Genomic DNA, 14,241 nt, shown 5'->3' on the forward strand with positions numbered 1-14,241 from the left:
GGATTTGAGTTCCGGCAGGTCGATGGCAACTGTGTACTGACCGGTGCGCGGGTCGACGCTGACAGACAGGAAACTCATGAAATTGAAGGCGTTTGAGTGTGCCACATAAGACGTTGTCATCGCGATTTACCTAGGTCGAATCAGGAAAGGCGGCCTGCTGGAATGGTCATTGCAGGGTGGCGCAGCGATAGCGGGTGTCACCGTTTTCGTCATTTTTGTGCCACCTGCCGATGAGAAACTGGTTAGCAGGGCACGTGAACTGGGAGCCAACGGATTCCCTCATTGGGTTACTCCAGTCATGGGGGGCGGCTGTCAGCTCTCTGTCAGCATTGGTGGCTGTTGCGCACTCGTATTTAGTGTTGCCATTCTCATCGTCTGCGTGTTCGCGACCGGTCATGATCGTATTGATGGGGCAGACGTAATAAATTCCGTCGAATTCTTTCAAAGTGGAAGACCACACTTTTTTTTGTATGACTACGATCGCACCGGACTGAATGGCTGTGGCGCATTCGTATCGGGTGTCACCATTCTCATCACCGATGTGATGACGACCAGTCATAATTTGGTTTGAGGCGCAACTGAAGTTAGATCCTTTTTCATTCATGTAAGCGGACCATGATCGATTACTTTCAGTCGCTTTTGGTGGCAAGGCGGGTGCATCACCTGCTGCTGAGGCCACCAGTTTGATACAGGACAGTTTGTCGCGAGCTTCAGCCTCTGGCTTTTCGTACTTGCCTTCCATCATAAGACCGGGGCCGATAATAGTATTTGCGTTATACGTCAGCAAATAAGTGATTTCGTTGATGCCGACTGTCGTTGATTTTTTAGTGGTTTTCAGCTTGAGCCAAAAATCACGGGTGTTTTTTTCATTGCTCTGGTCAGGCACTTTACTGTCGGAGCACCAATCATCATCGCTCATAAAGACTTTAAGTGCGGATGGGAGTTCTACGAACTCAATAGAACGTGTCGTAAAACCATGACATTTCGAACCGAACGTCACTAATTCGTAGCGGTAGGTTAAACCACTGCCTGCATCAGGGACGTCCAACGAGCAAGTAGCTTGATCTTTATCGCGAAGAATGATCTGGGCGCTATTGGCGGAAGGCAGTGAAGTGGCCATAGCTACACCAGTGAACGTAAGGCTAAGCACCATGGAGAAGCCATAAGTGGAGAGTGGAGTGCCGATCATTTTTATATCTCCAATATAAAATAGAGAGTCGCAACGACGCGCCGTCGAGTTGTGCATTTTTAGTAGAGCATTGAACATTGGTACCAGGTGGTGTCATCTTCATCGCCTACATGGCCTCGACCGGTCATTACTTTTCCTGAAGGGCAGGTATAGCTACTGTCAGATTCTTTTACACCATCTGTCCACTCGCGGTTGCCAACTTGTAACGGGGCATTCCAGGCGTCTATGACTTGTGCACAGTAATATTTTGTATTTCCGTTTTCATCGCCTTGGTGGCCGCGACCAACCAGGACCTTGTTGTCAGTGCACTCGAATTTATACTCTTCCGACTCTTCGCTAATATCGTGCGTACTTTGTGGACCGAGTTTCAGTACTTTGTCAGTCTGTTTTACGCTGGCACACGTGTGTTGGGTGTTTCCATTTTCATCGCCATCATGTTTCCGTGCAATCATGACTTTGCCACTCACGCATATAATAGGGTCGTCAGCGTTTTCATTCGTCCTATTTTCTTGTTTCGCTGTTGACCAATAACTGTCAGGAGTGACAATCGCCTGTGCAGCACTCGCATGATCGATACTAAACAACAATGTCATGGTCAGTACTACGATTGATAGTTGGCGATTGTTGATCGTCGATGGGGTACGTTCTGATAACCAAGTCATGGTGGTTTCCCTCAGGTGAGCATTGCGGTTAAGCGATTAGATTTGAGAGAACGATAAACATAAATATTCATGTTGCCTACCTAGCAGAACTGCTAGGTAGGTGCGTGAAAAGAGAAAAAATCTGTGGCATAGTCGTCTTATGAGTAATCACAATCTATCAGTTCTGTTAGTGGTCATTATTGTGGGAGCGAGGTTATAACACGCATGCCTGATTTAGCGGTGTTATGGGTAATCTCCCTGAAAAAAGTACGCATCAGAACTAGAATTTTCTCCTGACCGGCTCAAGGAAATTTTGCGTGAAGACATCGCGTTTTTCAGACAGTCAAATCATAGCCATCCTCAAGCAAGCAGAGGCTGGAACCCCAGCCCCTGAGCTGTGCCGTGAGCATGGCATCAGTTTAAAAAAATGTACGCCGAAGAGCGCCTCAAAGCCGAAATTATCCAGGAAGCCATGGCAACAAAGTGGTGAAGCCATCGCGGCGACGAGAGATGGCGCAGAAAACGGTTCATTCAGGTCGGTGCAGTATTAAGCTGGAATGCCTTGCATTCGGTGTCGGCATCACGTGCTATCGCTATCGACCACGCTTGTCATCTGAAAACGCCGAGATCGCCGATCAATTGATCCGACTCGCGCATAACCGAGGCCACCAACCAATGCTGGTCGATGGACTTCATGCACGATCAATTAGCAGATGGGCGCAGCTTTCGGGTTTTCAATCTGATTGACGACTTCAACCGCGAAGCCCTGAGCATGGAGATTGATTTTTCGCTACCGGCCGAGCGTGTTATACGAGCGCTGGATCAAGTGATTGAATGGCGCGGAAAACCGCAGGCAATCCGCAGTGATAACGACCCGGATTTTATAAGTGCCAAACTCAATGGGTGTGCCGAGAAACGGGGCATCCGCCTGGAGTATATTCAGCCGGGCAACCCTCAGCAGAATGCCTACGACGAGCGCTACAACCGAACGGTACGCTATGACTGGCTGTGGCATTACCTGTTTGAGTCGATAACCGAAGTTCAGGACTACGGCACGCACTGGATCTGGACATACAATCACGAGCGCCCGAATATGGCTCTCGGCGGCATCACCCCTAAACAGAAGTTTGCCTTGTTGGCCTGACCTCTATTTCTGACGTGTATTAGAAATGGGGGGATTACCAACGTAAGACTAAATAACATGGAGAAGCCATAAGTGGAGAGTGAAGTGCCGATGATTTTTATATCTAAAATATAAGATAAAGAGTCGCAACGACGCGTCGTCGAGTTGTGCATTTAAAGAGTCGCAACGACGAGCCGTCGAGTTATGTATTTTTACTCGAGCATTGCACATTGGTACCAGGTGGCGCCATTTTCATCGCCTTTATGGCCTCGACCGACCATTACTTGTCCTGAAGGGCAGGTATAGTCACTGCCAGATTCTTTTATATCAGCTGACCAAGTGCGGTTGCCAACTTGTAATGGGTTATTCCCAGCGCCCATGACTTGTGCACAGTAATATTTTGTACTTCCGTTTTCATCGCCTTGGTGGCCACGACCAACCAGGACCTTGTTGTCAGGGCACTCGAATTTATACTCTGTCGACTCTTTACTAATATCGTGCGTACTTTTTGGGCCGACTGTCAGTACGGTGTCAGTCTGTTTTACGCTGGCACACTTGTGTTGGGTGTTTCCATTTTCATCGCCATCATGCTTGCGTCCAATCATGACTTTGTCACTCTCGCATGTAATAGGTCCGTCAGCGTTGTCATGCGTCCTACTTTCTACTTTCTGATTTCGGTAGTGACCAATCATTGTCAGGAGTGACAATCGCCTGTCCAGCAGTCGCATAACCGATACTAAACAACAATGTCATGGTCAGTACTACGATTGATAGTTGGCGATTGTTGATCGTCGATGGGGTACGTTCTGATAAACGAGTCATGGTAGTTTCCCTCAGGTGAGCATCGCGGTTAAGCGACTAGATTTGAGAGAACAGTAAACATAAATATTCATGTTGCCTACCTAGCAGAACTGCTAGGTAGGTGCGTGAAAATAGAAAAAAAATCTATTGCATAGTCGTGTTCTGGTTAATGACAACCTATCAGTTCTGTTAGTGGTCATTGTTGTGGGAGCGAGGTTATAACACGTATGCCTGATTTAGCCGTGTTATGGCAACGGACCTAGGGTTACGTTCCAAGTTGGGGCATGGCCGTTTCGATGTTAAACCAACATTCTGCAAGAGCCCATTATGTCTAGAGAATCAGTAGCCACGTTCGTTATCTGGCTGGAAGAGAAGCCCCAAACCATGGGGTGGGATGCCATTCTGGCGTACGATCAAAGTAAAACCAATACGCTGTTGATTCAGGAGTATTTTCAACGATTTGACAATGGCCAGTACTTCGAGCCACTCACGTTTCTTGTTGAGTATTCATCGAGTCATTGGGACTATTTATACGACTATGTTCTCGATGCGCCACGGTTGTCGTTTGAAACGGCATCTATCACGGGGGCTGAGGCGACACTGACCATGCGTATTGTCGGGGGGACGCAGCTCACCCTCAATCAGGGGGTGGGAAAACGAGTCAAAGCCGTATCGCGGATGCGATTGGCGGATGCCGTGAACGGTCCTCTTCTGGGCATGACCATTCAGTTGCGAGACAAACCAGGCACGGAAGATACACTCGGCAGCGTGATGCTGGACCTTTCAGAAGGGACAGAGATGTATGTCACTGTCGGCGACAGCATGGAGGAGGATCTGATCGCGGGTGAAAAATTTCAGAGGCTATTCAATAAGTGGCCAGAAGAAAAAAAAGTATTTGAATTGAACACCTTGACGCGTCAGCCGGCCGATCTGCTCCAGCCCGATAAGTTTTTCATTCGAACCCATCCGGCACCGGGTGGGAATATCCGTACGGCCCCCAATTTTGGAGAGGGGGAAGTGTTGGTGTTTATCCAGATGAAGGGGGGGGCAGCAGACACTGAGGTCGCTTTTCCGCCTTCGGATGACGGGATGCACTATTTGATCCCGCAGGGGGGGGGGGACGAACCGTTGTCGGCGACGATCCTGTTGGGTAACCATTTTTTGCTCAATAAAATCGTCGCAGAGGGGTTCAAACTCATTAATAAGGGCGAGCCAATCGAAGTGATTCCAGAAAGTATGAACGGGGGACATATCCAGTCATTGAAGCCGAGTGGAGGGATCTACAAGGGGCCCGAGCCAGCCCAAACCGATGTGCCCCATATCAAAAGCCTTGAATTGCCATCCGGATTCACATTGCCGTTCTCTAAAAAAGAAGCAAGTACTGAGGGCTGCGAGTTTCTCGCGAAGATAAACAAGGACATATTGTCGTTACGCTGGGAAGGGACGCAGCCGACGCCACTCAAAGTGGTTGTCAATGATAACTATTCGGTGACTTGTGACGTGACGGTGAAGTGGCGTTGGCAGGAAAGCTTCAAGTTCACCACGACGGCAGATGGCGAGTTGTCGCTCAAGCCGGTGCTGGACCCGGACGCGGAAAATCTGAAGATATGCAAAGTATCACCCGACGACTTTATCGGTAATCCGCAGGTCGAACCACACATCGGGCCGATTCTCGAGTGTATAGAGTTGTTACTCAAGGAACGGCTGGAGGCTAATTTCGACCTTTTCACCTCAACGGTCGACGACATCAATGCCTTTCGGCTCAATGGCCTGTTATTCCGTACCCAGAACGCGGTTGTGCCGACTTACGGGTACTTTACCGGTGATCTGGCGTTGTTGGGCAAGATTGCACCGAGCCTGACCAATTTCGTCATTAACCCGATCGAACCGGTCATCGGGCCCCTAGGCGCTATTTCGTTTGTCACCGAGCCGGCTGCTGTCGGGGTGGCCTGGAGCGTCATGAATTTGCCTGGCGAGCCCGACGAAGACCCCGGGATTATCGATGCCGATACTGGACGTTACGTCGCGCCCAGCGACGCTAACATCTTCGGTTACCAGAAGCGCGTGCTGGTGACGGCGAAGGCGGGCAACGGCAACACCAGCAGCGCGTTGGTGAGTATTGTCAAGCGAGACATTGGCATCGATCCGCTGGTGTTCGTGGTGACGGCAAGGTCTGAAGGGGAACAAGTATTGGGCCACAAAATGTCCGCAGCTGTTCTGGATGGGACGGCGCTTAGCTGGAAGCTGGCTAGCGGGTCGACCGCCGAGCTCAAAGAGGAGCCTGAGCCGACACTGGGGCTCGAGAGCCAAAAACGCTTCATACCGCCTCTTCGTCAGGGGGATGCTGCCATTACGCTCGAAGAGATTGAGGTGTCCCGCGTATCTGGTGGTCCGGTACAAAAGTCAATTGCGGTCGTGGTACATCAATCCTCCACATACTTTTTCAGAACAGAAACAGTCACTGACTCGCTACTGTTGAAGTTTTTATACCTGGACAAAGAGAGTAACGAAGTTCAGGTCCCGCTCCATCAAACCACGTTCACGAAACTGTATGGCGAGGGCTTGTTTTCGTCTGACGGTCGTTATGACCCCCCCACTAATCCAACCTCGAAGTTTGCGGTCTTGATGGCCGAGAGAGAGGATGATGAAGAGTGGAAGTTTGCCTACCTGATTGTGCCGTTACCACTCGTGAATGTGCAGAATCATGAGCCGTTGCAGAGTGACGAATATCTGTAACGCGATTCACATCGCTTAAAGTGTTCTTGGGGGGGCTTTGGCCGAGATGTAAGCAGGTATGCAAATACATCGTCTTCTCTATATTGGGAGGAGGACTTTGAATGCCAGAGTGAAAAGTCATCTCTTAGGGGGAATTGGCATGATTGTACGAAAATCGGTCACAACCTATCAGATCTGATAGTAGGCAGTATTTCGAGTAGGGGGTAAAAAGTATCCATGGTTTAACGGAGTTAATAAACATGGCGTCCTTGGATAAGCTGACTTTCGCTGAGTTTAATACCGATTGGCCCGCGCCGGATATTCCCAGCTTGGTAGACGGTAATACGGTTTATATGGATGAGTTGGGCGTCGGCAACCTGAGAACTTTTATAAAATATGTTGGTATTGATCTTGGCGATGCAATCTATCCCAACTGGCGAGGTTGTAGCGTCCAGGGAGATGCTTATGACATGGGCAACTCGCGGATCGATGTCACTGTGGACGGCGGGTACACCGAAGAAACGGGCATGCCTGTGGAGATCCCTAATACGCTGCTAGCGGCTGTGAATCGGGGGTGGGCTTTTTATTCGTACAGTGTCTGTCCGAAGGGCGACCAGGACATTGTGGGACCTGAGTCTTCCAGGCGCTTTATCTATGTCGGTCGGCGCCCAAGTACAATAGTGGCGTTACCAGTCGTGCAGATCAAGGAGTCCCATGATCTGCATCTGGATCCGCGCGCACTCGGGCAAACAGTGACTGCGTTGATTGCACCGTATCGAGCGATGCACGAACGCGACACAGTCAGATTCAAGTTTGAAGGATACGACGATAAAGGCGATCTCGACGACGTTTGGCAATCTGTGAAAACCGTGGGTGTCAACGATATTGAACGGCCGCTGATTGTTGATATTCCCCGTAGCCTGTTTGACTTTATCGACGGCGGCCATGCGCTACTTAGCTACACCGTGGAGTATGCCGATACCCCAATCACTGGGCCGTCTTCGGTGCAGATATTGCGGATCGTTGCGCCAGCCACGCCGCTGCAACCGCTTATTCGTATCGAAAACCTGATTGGCGATACCCTTGATCCGACGCAATTCCCTGACGGCATCACGCTGCAAGTGACGCCTTATGAAGGCTCCCGCATCGGAGATTGCGTCTTGCTGTATTGGTTGACCCCTAGCCTTGATGGCAGTGCTTTTCAAGCCTTATTCCTCGATCAATCCAATATCGAGAGCAGTGTCCTGCTGTTTCGGCTACCTGCGCAGGTGCTACAAAAAAGTATCGGGGGAGAGGTCCAGGTGTTCTACCAGTACGCCCGAGAGGGGATGGCCCAGACCTCGCAAGTGCTGAATCTGAAGGTACGTGAGCCGCTGGACCTGAGGACGCCGTCGGTCGAGGGCGTCACCTCCGAAGGGATGCCAGGTGACAACAAAGCTTATATAGCTGCCATGCTCACGACGCTAAATGGTGCATTCGTCATCCTTCCACCGTCGCTTGTGATTGGCGCGGGTGATCGGGTCGAGGTGCATTGGGACGGGCATCCAGAGGGCGGACAGTATATTGCTACCCACCCCTATGATGCCGAAAATCCTCTGCGCTTCCAGGTGCCAAGCAGTGCTATTGCCGCGAATATGGAAGCAAGCGACAGCGGTGAAGCCAAGCGTTTTGCGGTGTTCTACCGGTTTACACCTTCCGGTGGGGTATCCGAGGATTCGGAGTCTTTACAGCTGCGAATTTTGCCTTTGCTGCAAAGCAGCTATCCAAACGTTCAATGCACCGATTTGGTGGGCAATAAACTCTCATTGAAGTCTGTGCCTGACGCGGGGGCGAACCTTACGCTGGCAAAGTGGCCGTTTATTGCGGCGGGGCAGTTGGTAACTATTCGCGCCAGTGGTCTCAGCGGTTCAAGCATGCCGATCTTGTTTGACGTGCGTAACTCTACAAGGCCTGTCACTGCCCAAGAAGCCATAAATGGAATAGACAATGAAAAGTTGCCAAAGAACTTATTGCGTCAGTTGAAGCTAAATTCCGTCTTCAAACTGAGCGCAACGGTGAGCTTTGATGGCGGCGAGTCACTCGTCAGTTTCCCTTGGCTGGACAATCTTATATTGACCGAGTGAGGGGAGGATTTATTGATGCAGAACGGAGCAACCAGGCCACGTATCGGTCGGGTAGTGTAAACAATATCTGTTGGCTCACTCTTTATAAGGTGATAATCATGGCACTTGAAACGTTAGAGAAATTTATTGAATGGCTGCAAAAGAAGCCCCAAACATTCGGTTATGATGCAATTCTGGCCTATGATCAAAGCAAGACAAATTTACTGTTGATACAAGAATATATTCAACGGTTTAGCGGTGAGTTCTATTTTGACCCTATTAGTCTTGATGCGGAGTTTGGTGCGGGTACCAACTGGGAATATATCTATGACTATATCCTCGATGCACCGAGACTGTCGTTCGAAAATTCGAACATATCAGCTTCTGAAGCGACCCTGACCATGCGTATTATCGGGGGGACACAACTTTCCGTGAATAAGGACGTGGGGGAAAAGGTCAGGTGGATTTCACGGATTCGATTGGCGGATGCCGTGAACGGTCCTTTGCTGCGCATGACCATTGACTTGCGAGAAAGCTCAGGCACGGTAGATACACTCGGCCGCGTGACGCTGGACCTTTCAACAGGGACAAGCATGTATGTCACTGTCGGCGACAGCACTGAGCAGGATCTGATCGCGGGTGAAAAGTTTCAGAAGCTATTCAACACCTGGCCGCCCGAAAAGAAAGTGTTTGAATTGAACACCTTGACGCGTCAGCCGGCCGATCTGCTCCAGCCCGAAAATTTTTTAATTCGAACTCATCCGGCACCGGGTGCGGATATCTATTCGGGCCCCAATTTTGGAGAGGGGGAGGTGTTGGTGTTTATCCGGATGCAGGGGGGGGCAGCAGAAAGTGAGGTCTCTATTCCGCCTACGAATAACGGGATGCACTATTTGATCCCGCAGGGGGAGGGGGGCGAACCGATGTCGGCGACGATCCTGTTGGGTAACAATTTTTTGCTCAAGAAAATCGTCGCAGAGGGATTCAAACTCATTAATAAGGACGAGCCAATCGAGGTGATTCCAGGAAGTGTGGACGGGGGACATATCCTGTCATTGACGCCGAGTGGAGGGAGCTACACGGGGGACGAGCCAGCCCAAGCCGGTGTGCCCCATATCAAAAGCCTTGAATTGCCATCCGGATTCACATTGCCGTTCTCTACAAAAGAAGCAAGTACTGAGGGCTGTGAGTTTGTCGCGAAGATAAACAAGGACATATTGTCGTTACGCTGGGAAGGGACGCAGCCGACGCCACTCAAAGTGGTTGTCAATGATAAGTATTCGGTGATTTGTGACGTGACGGTGAAGTGGCGTTGGCAGGAAAGCTTCAAGTTCACCACGACGGCAGATGGCGAGTTGTCGCTCAAGCCGGTGCCGAACCCGGAAAATGTGAAGATATGCAAAGTATCACCCGACGACTTTATCGGTAATCTGCAGGTCGAACCACACATCGGGCCGATTCTCGAGTGTATAGAGTTGTTACTCAAGGAACGGCTGGAGGCTAATTTCGACCTTTTCACCTCAACGGTCGACGACATCAATGCCTTCCGGCTCAATGGCCTGTTATTCCGTACGCAGAACGCGGTTGTGCCGACTTACGGGTACTTTACCGGTGATCTGGCGTTGTTGGGCAAGATTGCACCGAGCCTGACCAATTTCGTCATTAACCCGATCGAACCGGTCATCGGGCCCCTAGGCGCTATTTCGTTTGTCACCGAGCCGGCTGCTGTCGGGGTGGCCTGGAGCGTCATGAATTTGCCTGGCGAGCCCGACGAAGACCCCGGGATTATCGATGCCGATACTGGATGTTACGTCGCGCCCAGCGACGCTAACATCTTCGGTTACCAGAAGCGCGTGCTGGTGACGGCGAAGGCGGGCAACGGCAACACCAGCAGCGCGTTGGTGAGTATTGTCAAGCGAGACATTGGCATCGATCCGCTGGTGTTCGTGGTGACGGCAAGGTCTGAAGGGGAACAAGTATTGGGCCACAAAATGTCCGCAGCTGTTCTGGATGGGGCGGCGCTTAAATGGACGCTGGCTAGCGGGTCGACCGCCGAGCTCAAAGAGGAGCCTGAGCCGACGCCGGGGCTCGAGAACCAAAAACGCTTTATACCGCCTCTTTTTAAAAGTGATCCAACCACACCGATTACGCTCGAGCATATCGAGGTGTCCCGCACATCTGGCGGTACGACACAAAAGTCAATCGCGGTCGTGGTGCATCAACCATCCACCTACTACATCAGAACTACGGCCAGCGCTGATAAACGAAAACTGACAGTGAAGTTGTACTATTCGGACAAGTCCGGAGTTGAAAAAGAGGTCCCGATCGAGAATACCAAGTTCACAATGTTATACGGTGACGGCACGTTTTCGGCCGTTGGCGAGTATGAACTGCCGGTCGCTCCAAGCGCCAAGTTCGCTGTGCTCATGGCCGAGAAGGAGGACGACGAAGAGTGGAAGTATAGTTTTCTGATCGTGCCCAACCCCATAGTGGATGTGCAGTCGTTCACGCGCCTGCAGAACGGCGAGGAGACACCACCATGTCTTTGAATAATGCTGGAGATACGCCAACGGTCGGTCATTCCAAAGACGAACTGCTTGAGATACTCAAGCAAGGCAACATTACTCTGGGCTGGGGAGCGATCGTGGCCTTCGACCGTGCCCATATCAACCAGATACTGCAAAAACAGTACCTGGCCAACTTTAATGATTTGAGTTTTTTGGTGCCTTTTAGCCGCAGTTTTTTTACCGATGCGGATGAAATCGAGGAAATCCAGCTAGACCGTCTGATCCTGGGCGAACCCCGCCTATCCTTCGAGTCTGCTACGTTGGGCAGCTCCCAGGCTACTCTGACGATGAGCATTATCAGTGGTGGTTATACCTCAACTAGTCATGTGCCGGCACGACCGCCTTTGGTGCGAGAGAGTTTCAACTTCCGGGAAGACATGGGCTATCAGGTCCGAATGATGGTCGACCTGGCGGTAATGCAGGGGATGGTGGACGAACGTGGCCGGGTCTCACTCGACTTGTCCAGGGGGTTCGACGTTACTTGTAACCTTGGTTCCAGTGACTACTCCCAGCGTCGTATCGGAGATGCAGTCAAGGCTTATTTGGAGGATCATCCAGCCTATCGCAAGATCTTCGTGCTAGGGATGGTTGATTACAACGATTACAGCCCACTAGCACCCCGTTCATTCCAGCTGCGCACGCAAGCAGCCCCGGGTGGTGCGGATACCCGGTCGGCGAACTACGGTGAAGGCGCCCTGGTGGTGTTCATACAACTCACCTCCAACCCTGAGCAAGGAACCCTGCCTGTCAATGATCGCGGCTTGCCGTACTTGATCCCCAATGATCTGGAGGAGAATGGGCAACCCAGCTATTCGGCGACCCTGGTGGTAGAGAAGCGGCTCATCCCGTTTGCCAATAATGAGGGTGAACTGGATGTGCTTAAACACCTGTTGTTTCCGGGTAACTATGCCTTCACTGACAGCGAGGATCCCCATACACCTCATGACTTGGTGGTGTTCGGCAATATTTCGCTAACGTCGGATGCAAGGATTGTCGAGCCTGCGCGTGTCGCGGTGAAAGGTGGTCTGCCAACCCGCTTCAACGTCTTCAGCGGTACCGGTGGTGCTCCAACGCCGACCCGCTGGAGCGTCAGTAACCTTGATAGTCCACTGTCGGTCGGCACCATGGCGCAAAACGGTACCTACACACCGCAGGTCCCGGAATTGATGGGGCGCAACCAGCAAGTATCAGTGGTGACGGCCCATTATGCCGACAGCCAGGGTGAGCGAAGCTATTCGGGGCTGGTGGTGGAGTCCTACCAAAGCCTTGTGATTTCTCCGCGTGTTTGCACCTGGGGTGAGGGGATGGAACCTGTCAACCTAAAGGTATCGAGTCTGGGAAACAATCCACTCGACTGGAAGCTGGTAGGTGATCCTAAGGGGGAGTTGGAGGTCATCGACAGTCACAACGCTGTTTTCAGCCCTCGGTACCAGACAGGTCAACCTGTATGGATTCAGACCATCGAAGTGAAGGACCGGGTCACGGGGGAGTTTACGAGAGCGGCGGTAATCATGATCGTGGCGCCGCAGAGTCTCAGGATCCTGCCGTATCACGTACCTGCCGTTACAGCATCAAGCTCGATCCAGTTCAGGGTGGCGAATCTGGAAGACCCGACTCGTGCGAACTGGGAGGTTTATGGCGAAGGCAGTATTTCGCCGAGCGGGGTGTTCACGCCGCCTTCTTGGAGCGAGACGCCGGTGAGTGTCGTACTCGGTGAAGTCGGCGACGATGCTTGGGGCTATGCCATCGTGCAACTGGTCGAGCGCCAGCAAGAAGCGCCGCGATGGGCAGAGCTGGCGGGGTTCGGCATCGAAGCCCTGGACACAATGCAGTGCTACACCAACGGCATGCAGCAGATTCCGCTGCGGATCAAAATCGAAACCAAATCGGTTGTCATTGACGGGAATGAAGTTGACATTCCCTTGAGTGATATCGAGCTATCGACCTTGAAACTTGTCGATAGTGTCAGCAACGCAGAGATACCTTTCATTGAGGCACACCAGGAAGGAATCGAGGGCAACGAGTTGCCTTGGGCAGTGAATGTACAGCGCAACCGCTTCAGGCTAAATTCCTCGGCCGCCGTCAAGGACTATGACCCTGCTCCACCTATACCCCAGGATAGCCGGACACGGTATCGAGAGCTGTATGTGCAGTCCACATTCGAAGGCTCGAGAGAATTTTATGCGCAGTTCCAGGCCGCCGATAACACGGTGTGGCGCTCCAACGCGCAGGACTGGCCAAACAATACTATTCAATTGCGAGGGGTCGCACCTCCAACGCCGATGACGGGTGTCGGACTCGATAAACACTATGATTTCACTCGAGAGCGCGTTTTCAACGGGGTGGGCGAGGAAAAGCCCGATGATCCATTCTCTTATTTACTGGATTCCATCGATTATTGGAAGTTTGGCTATCGACGGCAGGGGATATACCCCGTGGGAATATCGACGCTAAAGGTTTTGGGTAACGCCTCGACTTTGCAATATGAATCGGAGCAACTGGACGAAGTGTTCGGTAGTTATACCGGCTATGGTTTTTATCCCAAACCCTTTGGTCGAAACGATAACCCGCCCGCCGGGTTGGTTTTCGATGCTTATTTCAAAGCCCTATGCCATACCGAGAACTACGAGGGACCTTCATCCTCTTTTGTAGAGCAGCATCGACCCTCGCCGGGCCAGCTTATCGTTAGCTTGCATCGGGTCGCGGATATGCCCTACTGGCATGACAGCATGACGGAGGATACCCTCATGCATTATCGCGATCGGCTGGATGGGCCAGTAAAGTTTTTGTTACGGGACGAGGAGGGCAATCGTCACCGGATTGATGTGAGCTTTGATATTCCAACGAGCGAAGATAGCCGCAATAGACTGGTGGTGAACTTTCAATAAGTCAGGATGGCCGCTCTTCGAGAGTCGCTGAAAAGCGACCCCGTGGGAGTGCTCGCTTGCTTGTATCTACAACTTGTTAAAGACGTGAAGACACTATGACCTCTTCGACTGTTGTTCACTCAAACGCCTTCAATTTCATGAGTTTCCTGTCTGTCAGCGTCGACCCGCGCACCGGTCAGTACACAGTTGCCATCGACCTGCCGGAACTCAAATCC

Annotated in this window: 7 protein-coding genes and 1 pseudogene; 5 read left to right on the forward strand and 3 right to left on the reverse strand. The window is 51.5% G+C overall.

Annotation, left to right across the window (positions count from 1 at the left end):
* Positions 1-166 precede the first annotated feature (166 nt).
* The gene (locus tag ACZRJQ_RS21715) at positions 167-1,189 is read right to left on the reverse strand and encodes a hypothetical protein (RefSeq protein ID WP_463980333.1); all 1,023 of its coding nucleotides are present in this window, start codon (positions 1,187-1,189) and stop codon (positions 167-169) included.
* A gap of 59 nt (positions 1,190-1,248) precedes the next feature.
* Positions 1,249-1,851, reverse strand: coding sequence for a hypothetical protein (locus tag ACZRJQ_RS21720; RefSeq protein WP_463980334.1), 603 nt, complete (start codon positions 1,849-1,851; stop codon positions 1,249-1,251).
* Positions 1,852-2,147: 296 nt separating this feature from the next.
* Here ACZRJQ_RS21720 and ACZRJQ_RS21725 point away from each other — a divergent pair.
* Positions 2,148-2,974 (forward strand): annotated as a pseudogene (locus ACZRJQ_RS21725) (IS3 family transposase).
* 191 nt (positions 2,975-3,165) lie between these two features.
* On the opposite strand, the gene ACZRJQ_RS21730 reads toward ACZRJQ_RS21725, so the two are convergent.
* Complete coding sequence (locus ACZRJQ_RS21730; RefSeq protein WP_463980335.1) at positions 3,166-3,558, reverse strand: hypothetical protein; 393 nt, start codon at positions 3,556-3,558, stop codon at positions 3,166-3,168.
* 523 nt (positions 3,559-4,081) lie between these two features.
* Here ACZRJQ_RS21730 and ACZRJQ_RS21735 point away from each other — a divergent pair.
* The 4 genes from ACZRJQ_RS21735 to ACZRJQ_RS21750 all read left to right on the forward strand — a co-directional run bounded on the left by ACZRJQ_RS21735 (position 4,082) and on the right by ACZRJQ_RS21750 (position 14,026).
* A complete protein-coding gene (locus tag ACZRJQ_RS21735) occupies positions 4,082-6,490 on the forward strand; it encodes a hypothetical protein (RefSeq protein WP_463980336.1) in 2,409 nt (802 codons plus the stop codon).
* Between the two features lie 239 nt (positions 6,491-6,729).
* Positions 6,730-8,592: a hypothetical protein gene (locus tag ACZRJQ_RS21740; protein ID WP_463980337.1), complete on the forward strand. Its 1,863-nt coding sequence runs from the start codon at positions 6,730-6,732 to the stop codon at positions 8,590-8,592.
* A 98-nt stretch (positions 8,593-8,690) separates the two neighbouring features.
* A complete protein-coding gene (locus ACZRJQ_RS21745) occupies positions 8,691-11,120 on the forward strand; it encodes a hypothetical protein (protein WP_463980338.1) in 2,430 nt (809 codons plus the stop codon).
* Positions 11,111-14,026 (forward strand): hypothetical protein, encoded by a 2,916-nt coding sequence (locus tag ACZRJQ_RS21750; protein WP_463980339.1) that lies wholly within the window; start codon positions 11,111-11,113, stop codon positions 14,024-14,026. Before ACZRJQ_RS21745 ends, ACZRJQ_RS21750 begins: the two co-directional genes overlap by 10 nt.
* Positions 14,027-14,241 lie beyond the last annotated feature (215 nt).

It is taken from the genome of Pseudomonas sp. E315 (assembly GCF_055406205.1).

What these genes read in the sequence shown, in the direction of transcription:
- ACZRJQ_RS21715 (WP_463980333.1), bottom strand. Translation starts at nt 1,189, where the DNA reads ATGATCGGCACTCCACTCTCCACTTATGGCTTCTCCATGGTGCTTAGC.
- ACZRJQ_RS21720 (WP_463980334.1), bottom strand. Translation starts at nt 1,851, where the DNA reads ATGACTTGGTTATCAGAACGTACCCCATCGACGATCAACAATCGCCAA.
- ACZRJQ_RS21730 (WP_463980335.1), bottom strand. Translation starts at nt 3,558, where the DNA reads ATGATTGGACGCAAGCATGATGGCGATGAAAATGGAAACACCCAACAC.
- ACZRJQ_RS21735 (WP_463980336.1), top strand. Translation starts at nt 4,082, where the DNA reads ATGTCTAGAGAATCAGTAGCCACGTTCGTTATCTGGCTGGAAGAGAAG.
- ACZRJQ_RS21740 (WP_463980337.1), top strand. Translation starts at nt 6,730, where the DNA reads ATGGCGTCCTTGGATAAGCTGACTTTCGCTGAGTTTAATACCGATTGG.
- ACZRJQ_RS21745 (WP_463980338.1), top strand. Translation starts at nt 8,691, where the DNA reads ATGGCACTTGAAACGTTAGAGAAATTTATTGAATGGCTGCAAAAGAAG.
- ACZRJQ_RS21750 (WP_463980339.1), top strand. Translation starts at nt 11,111, where the DNA reads ATGTCTTTGAATAATGCTGGAGATACGCCAACGGTCGGTCATTCCAAA.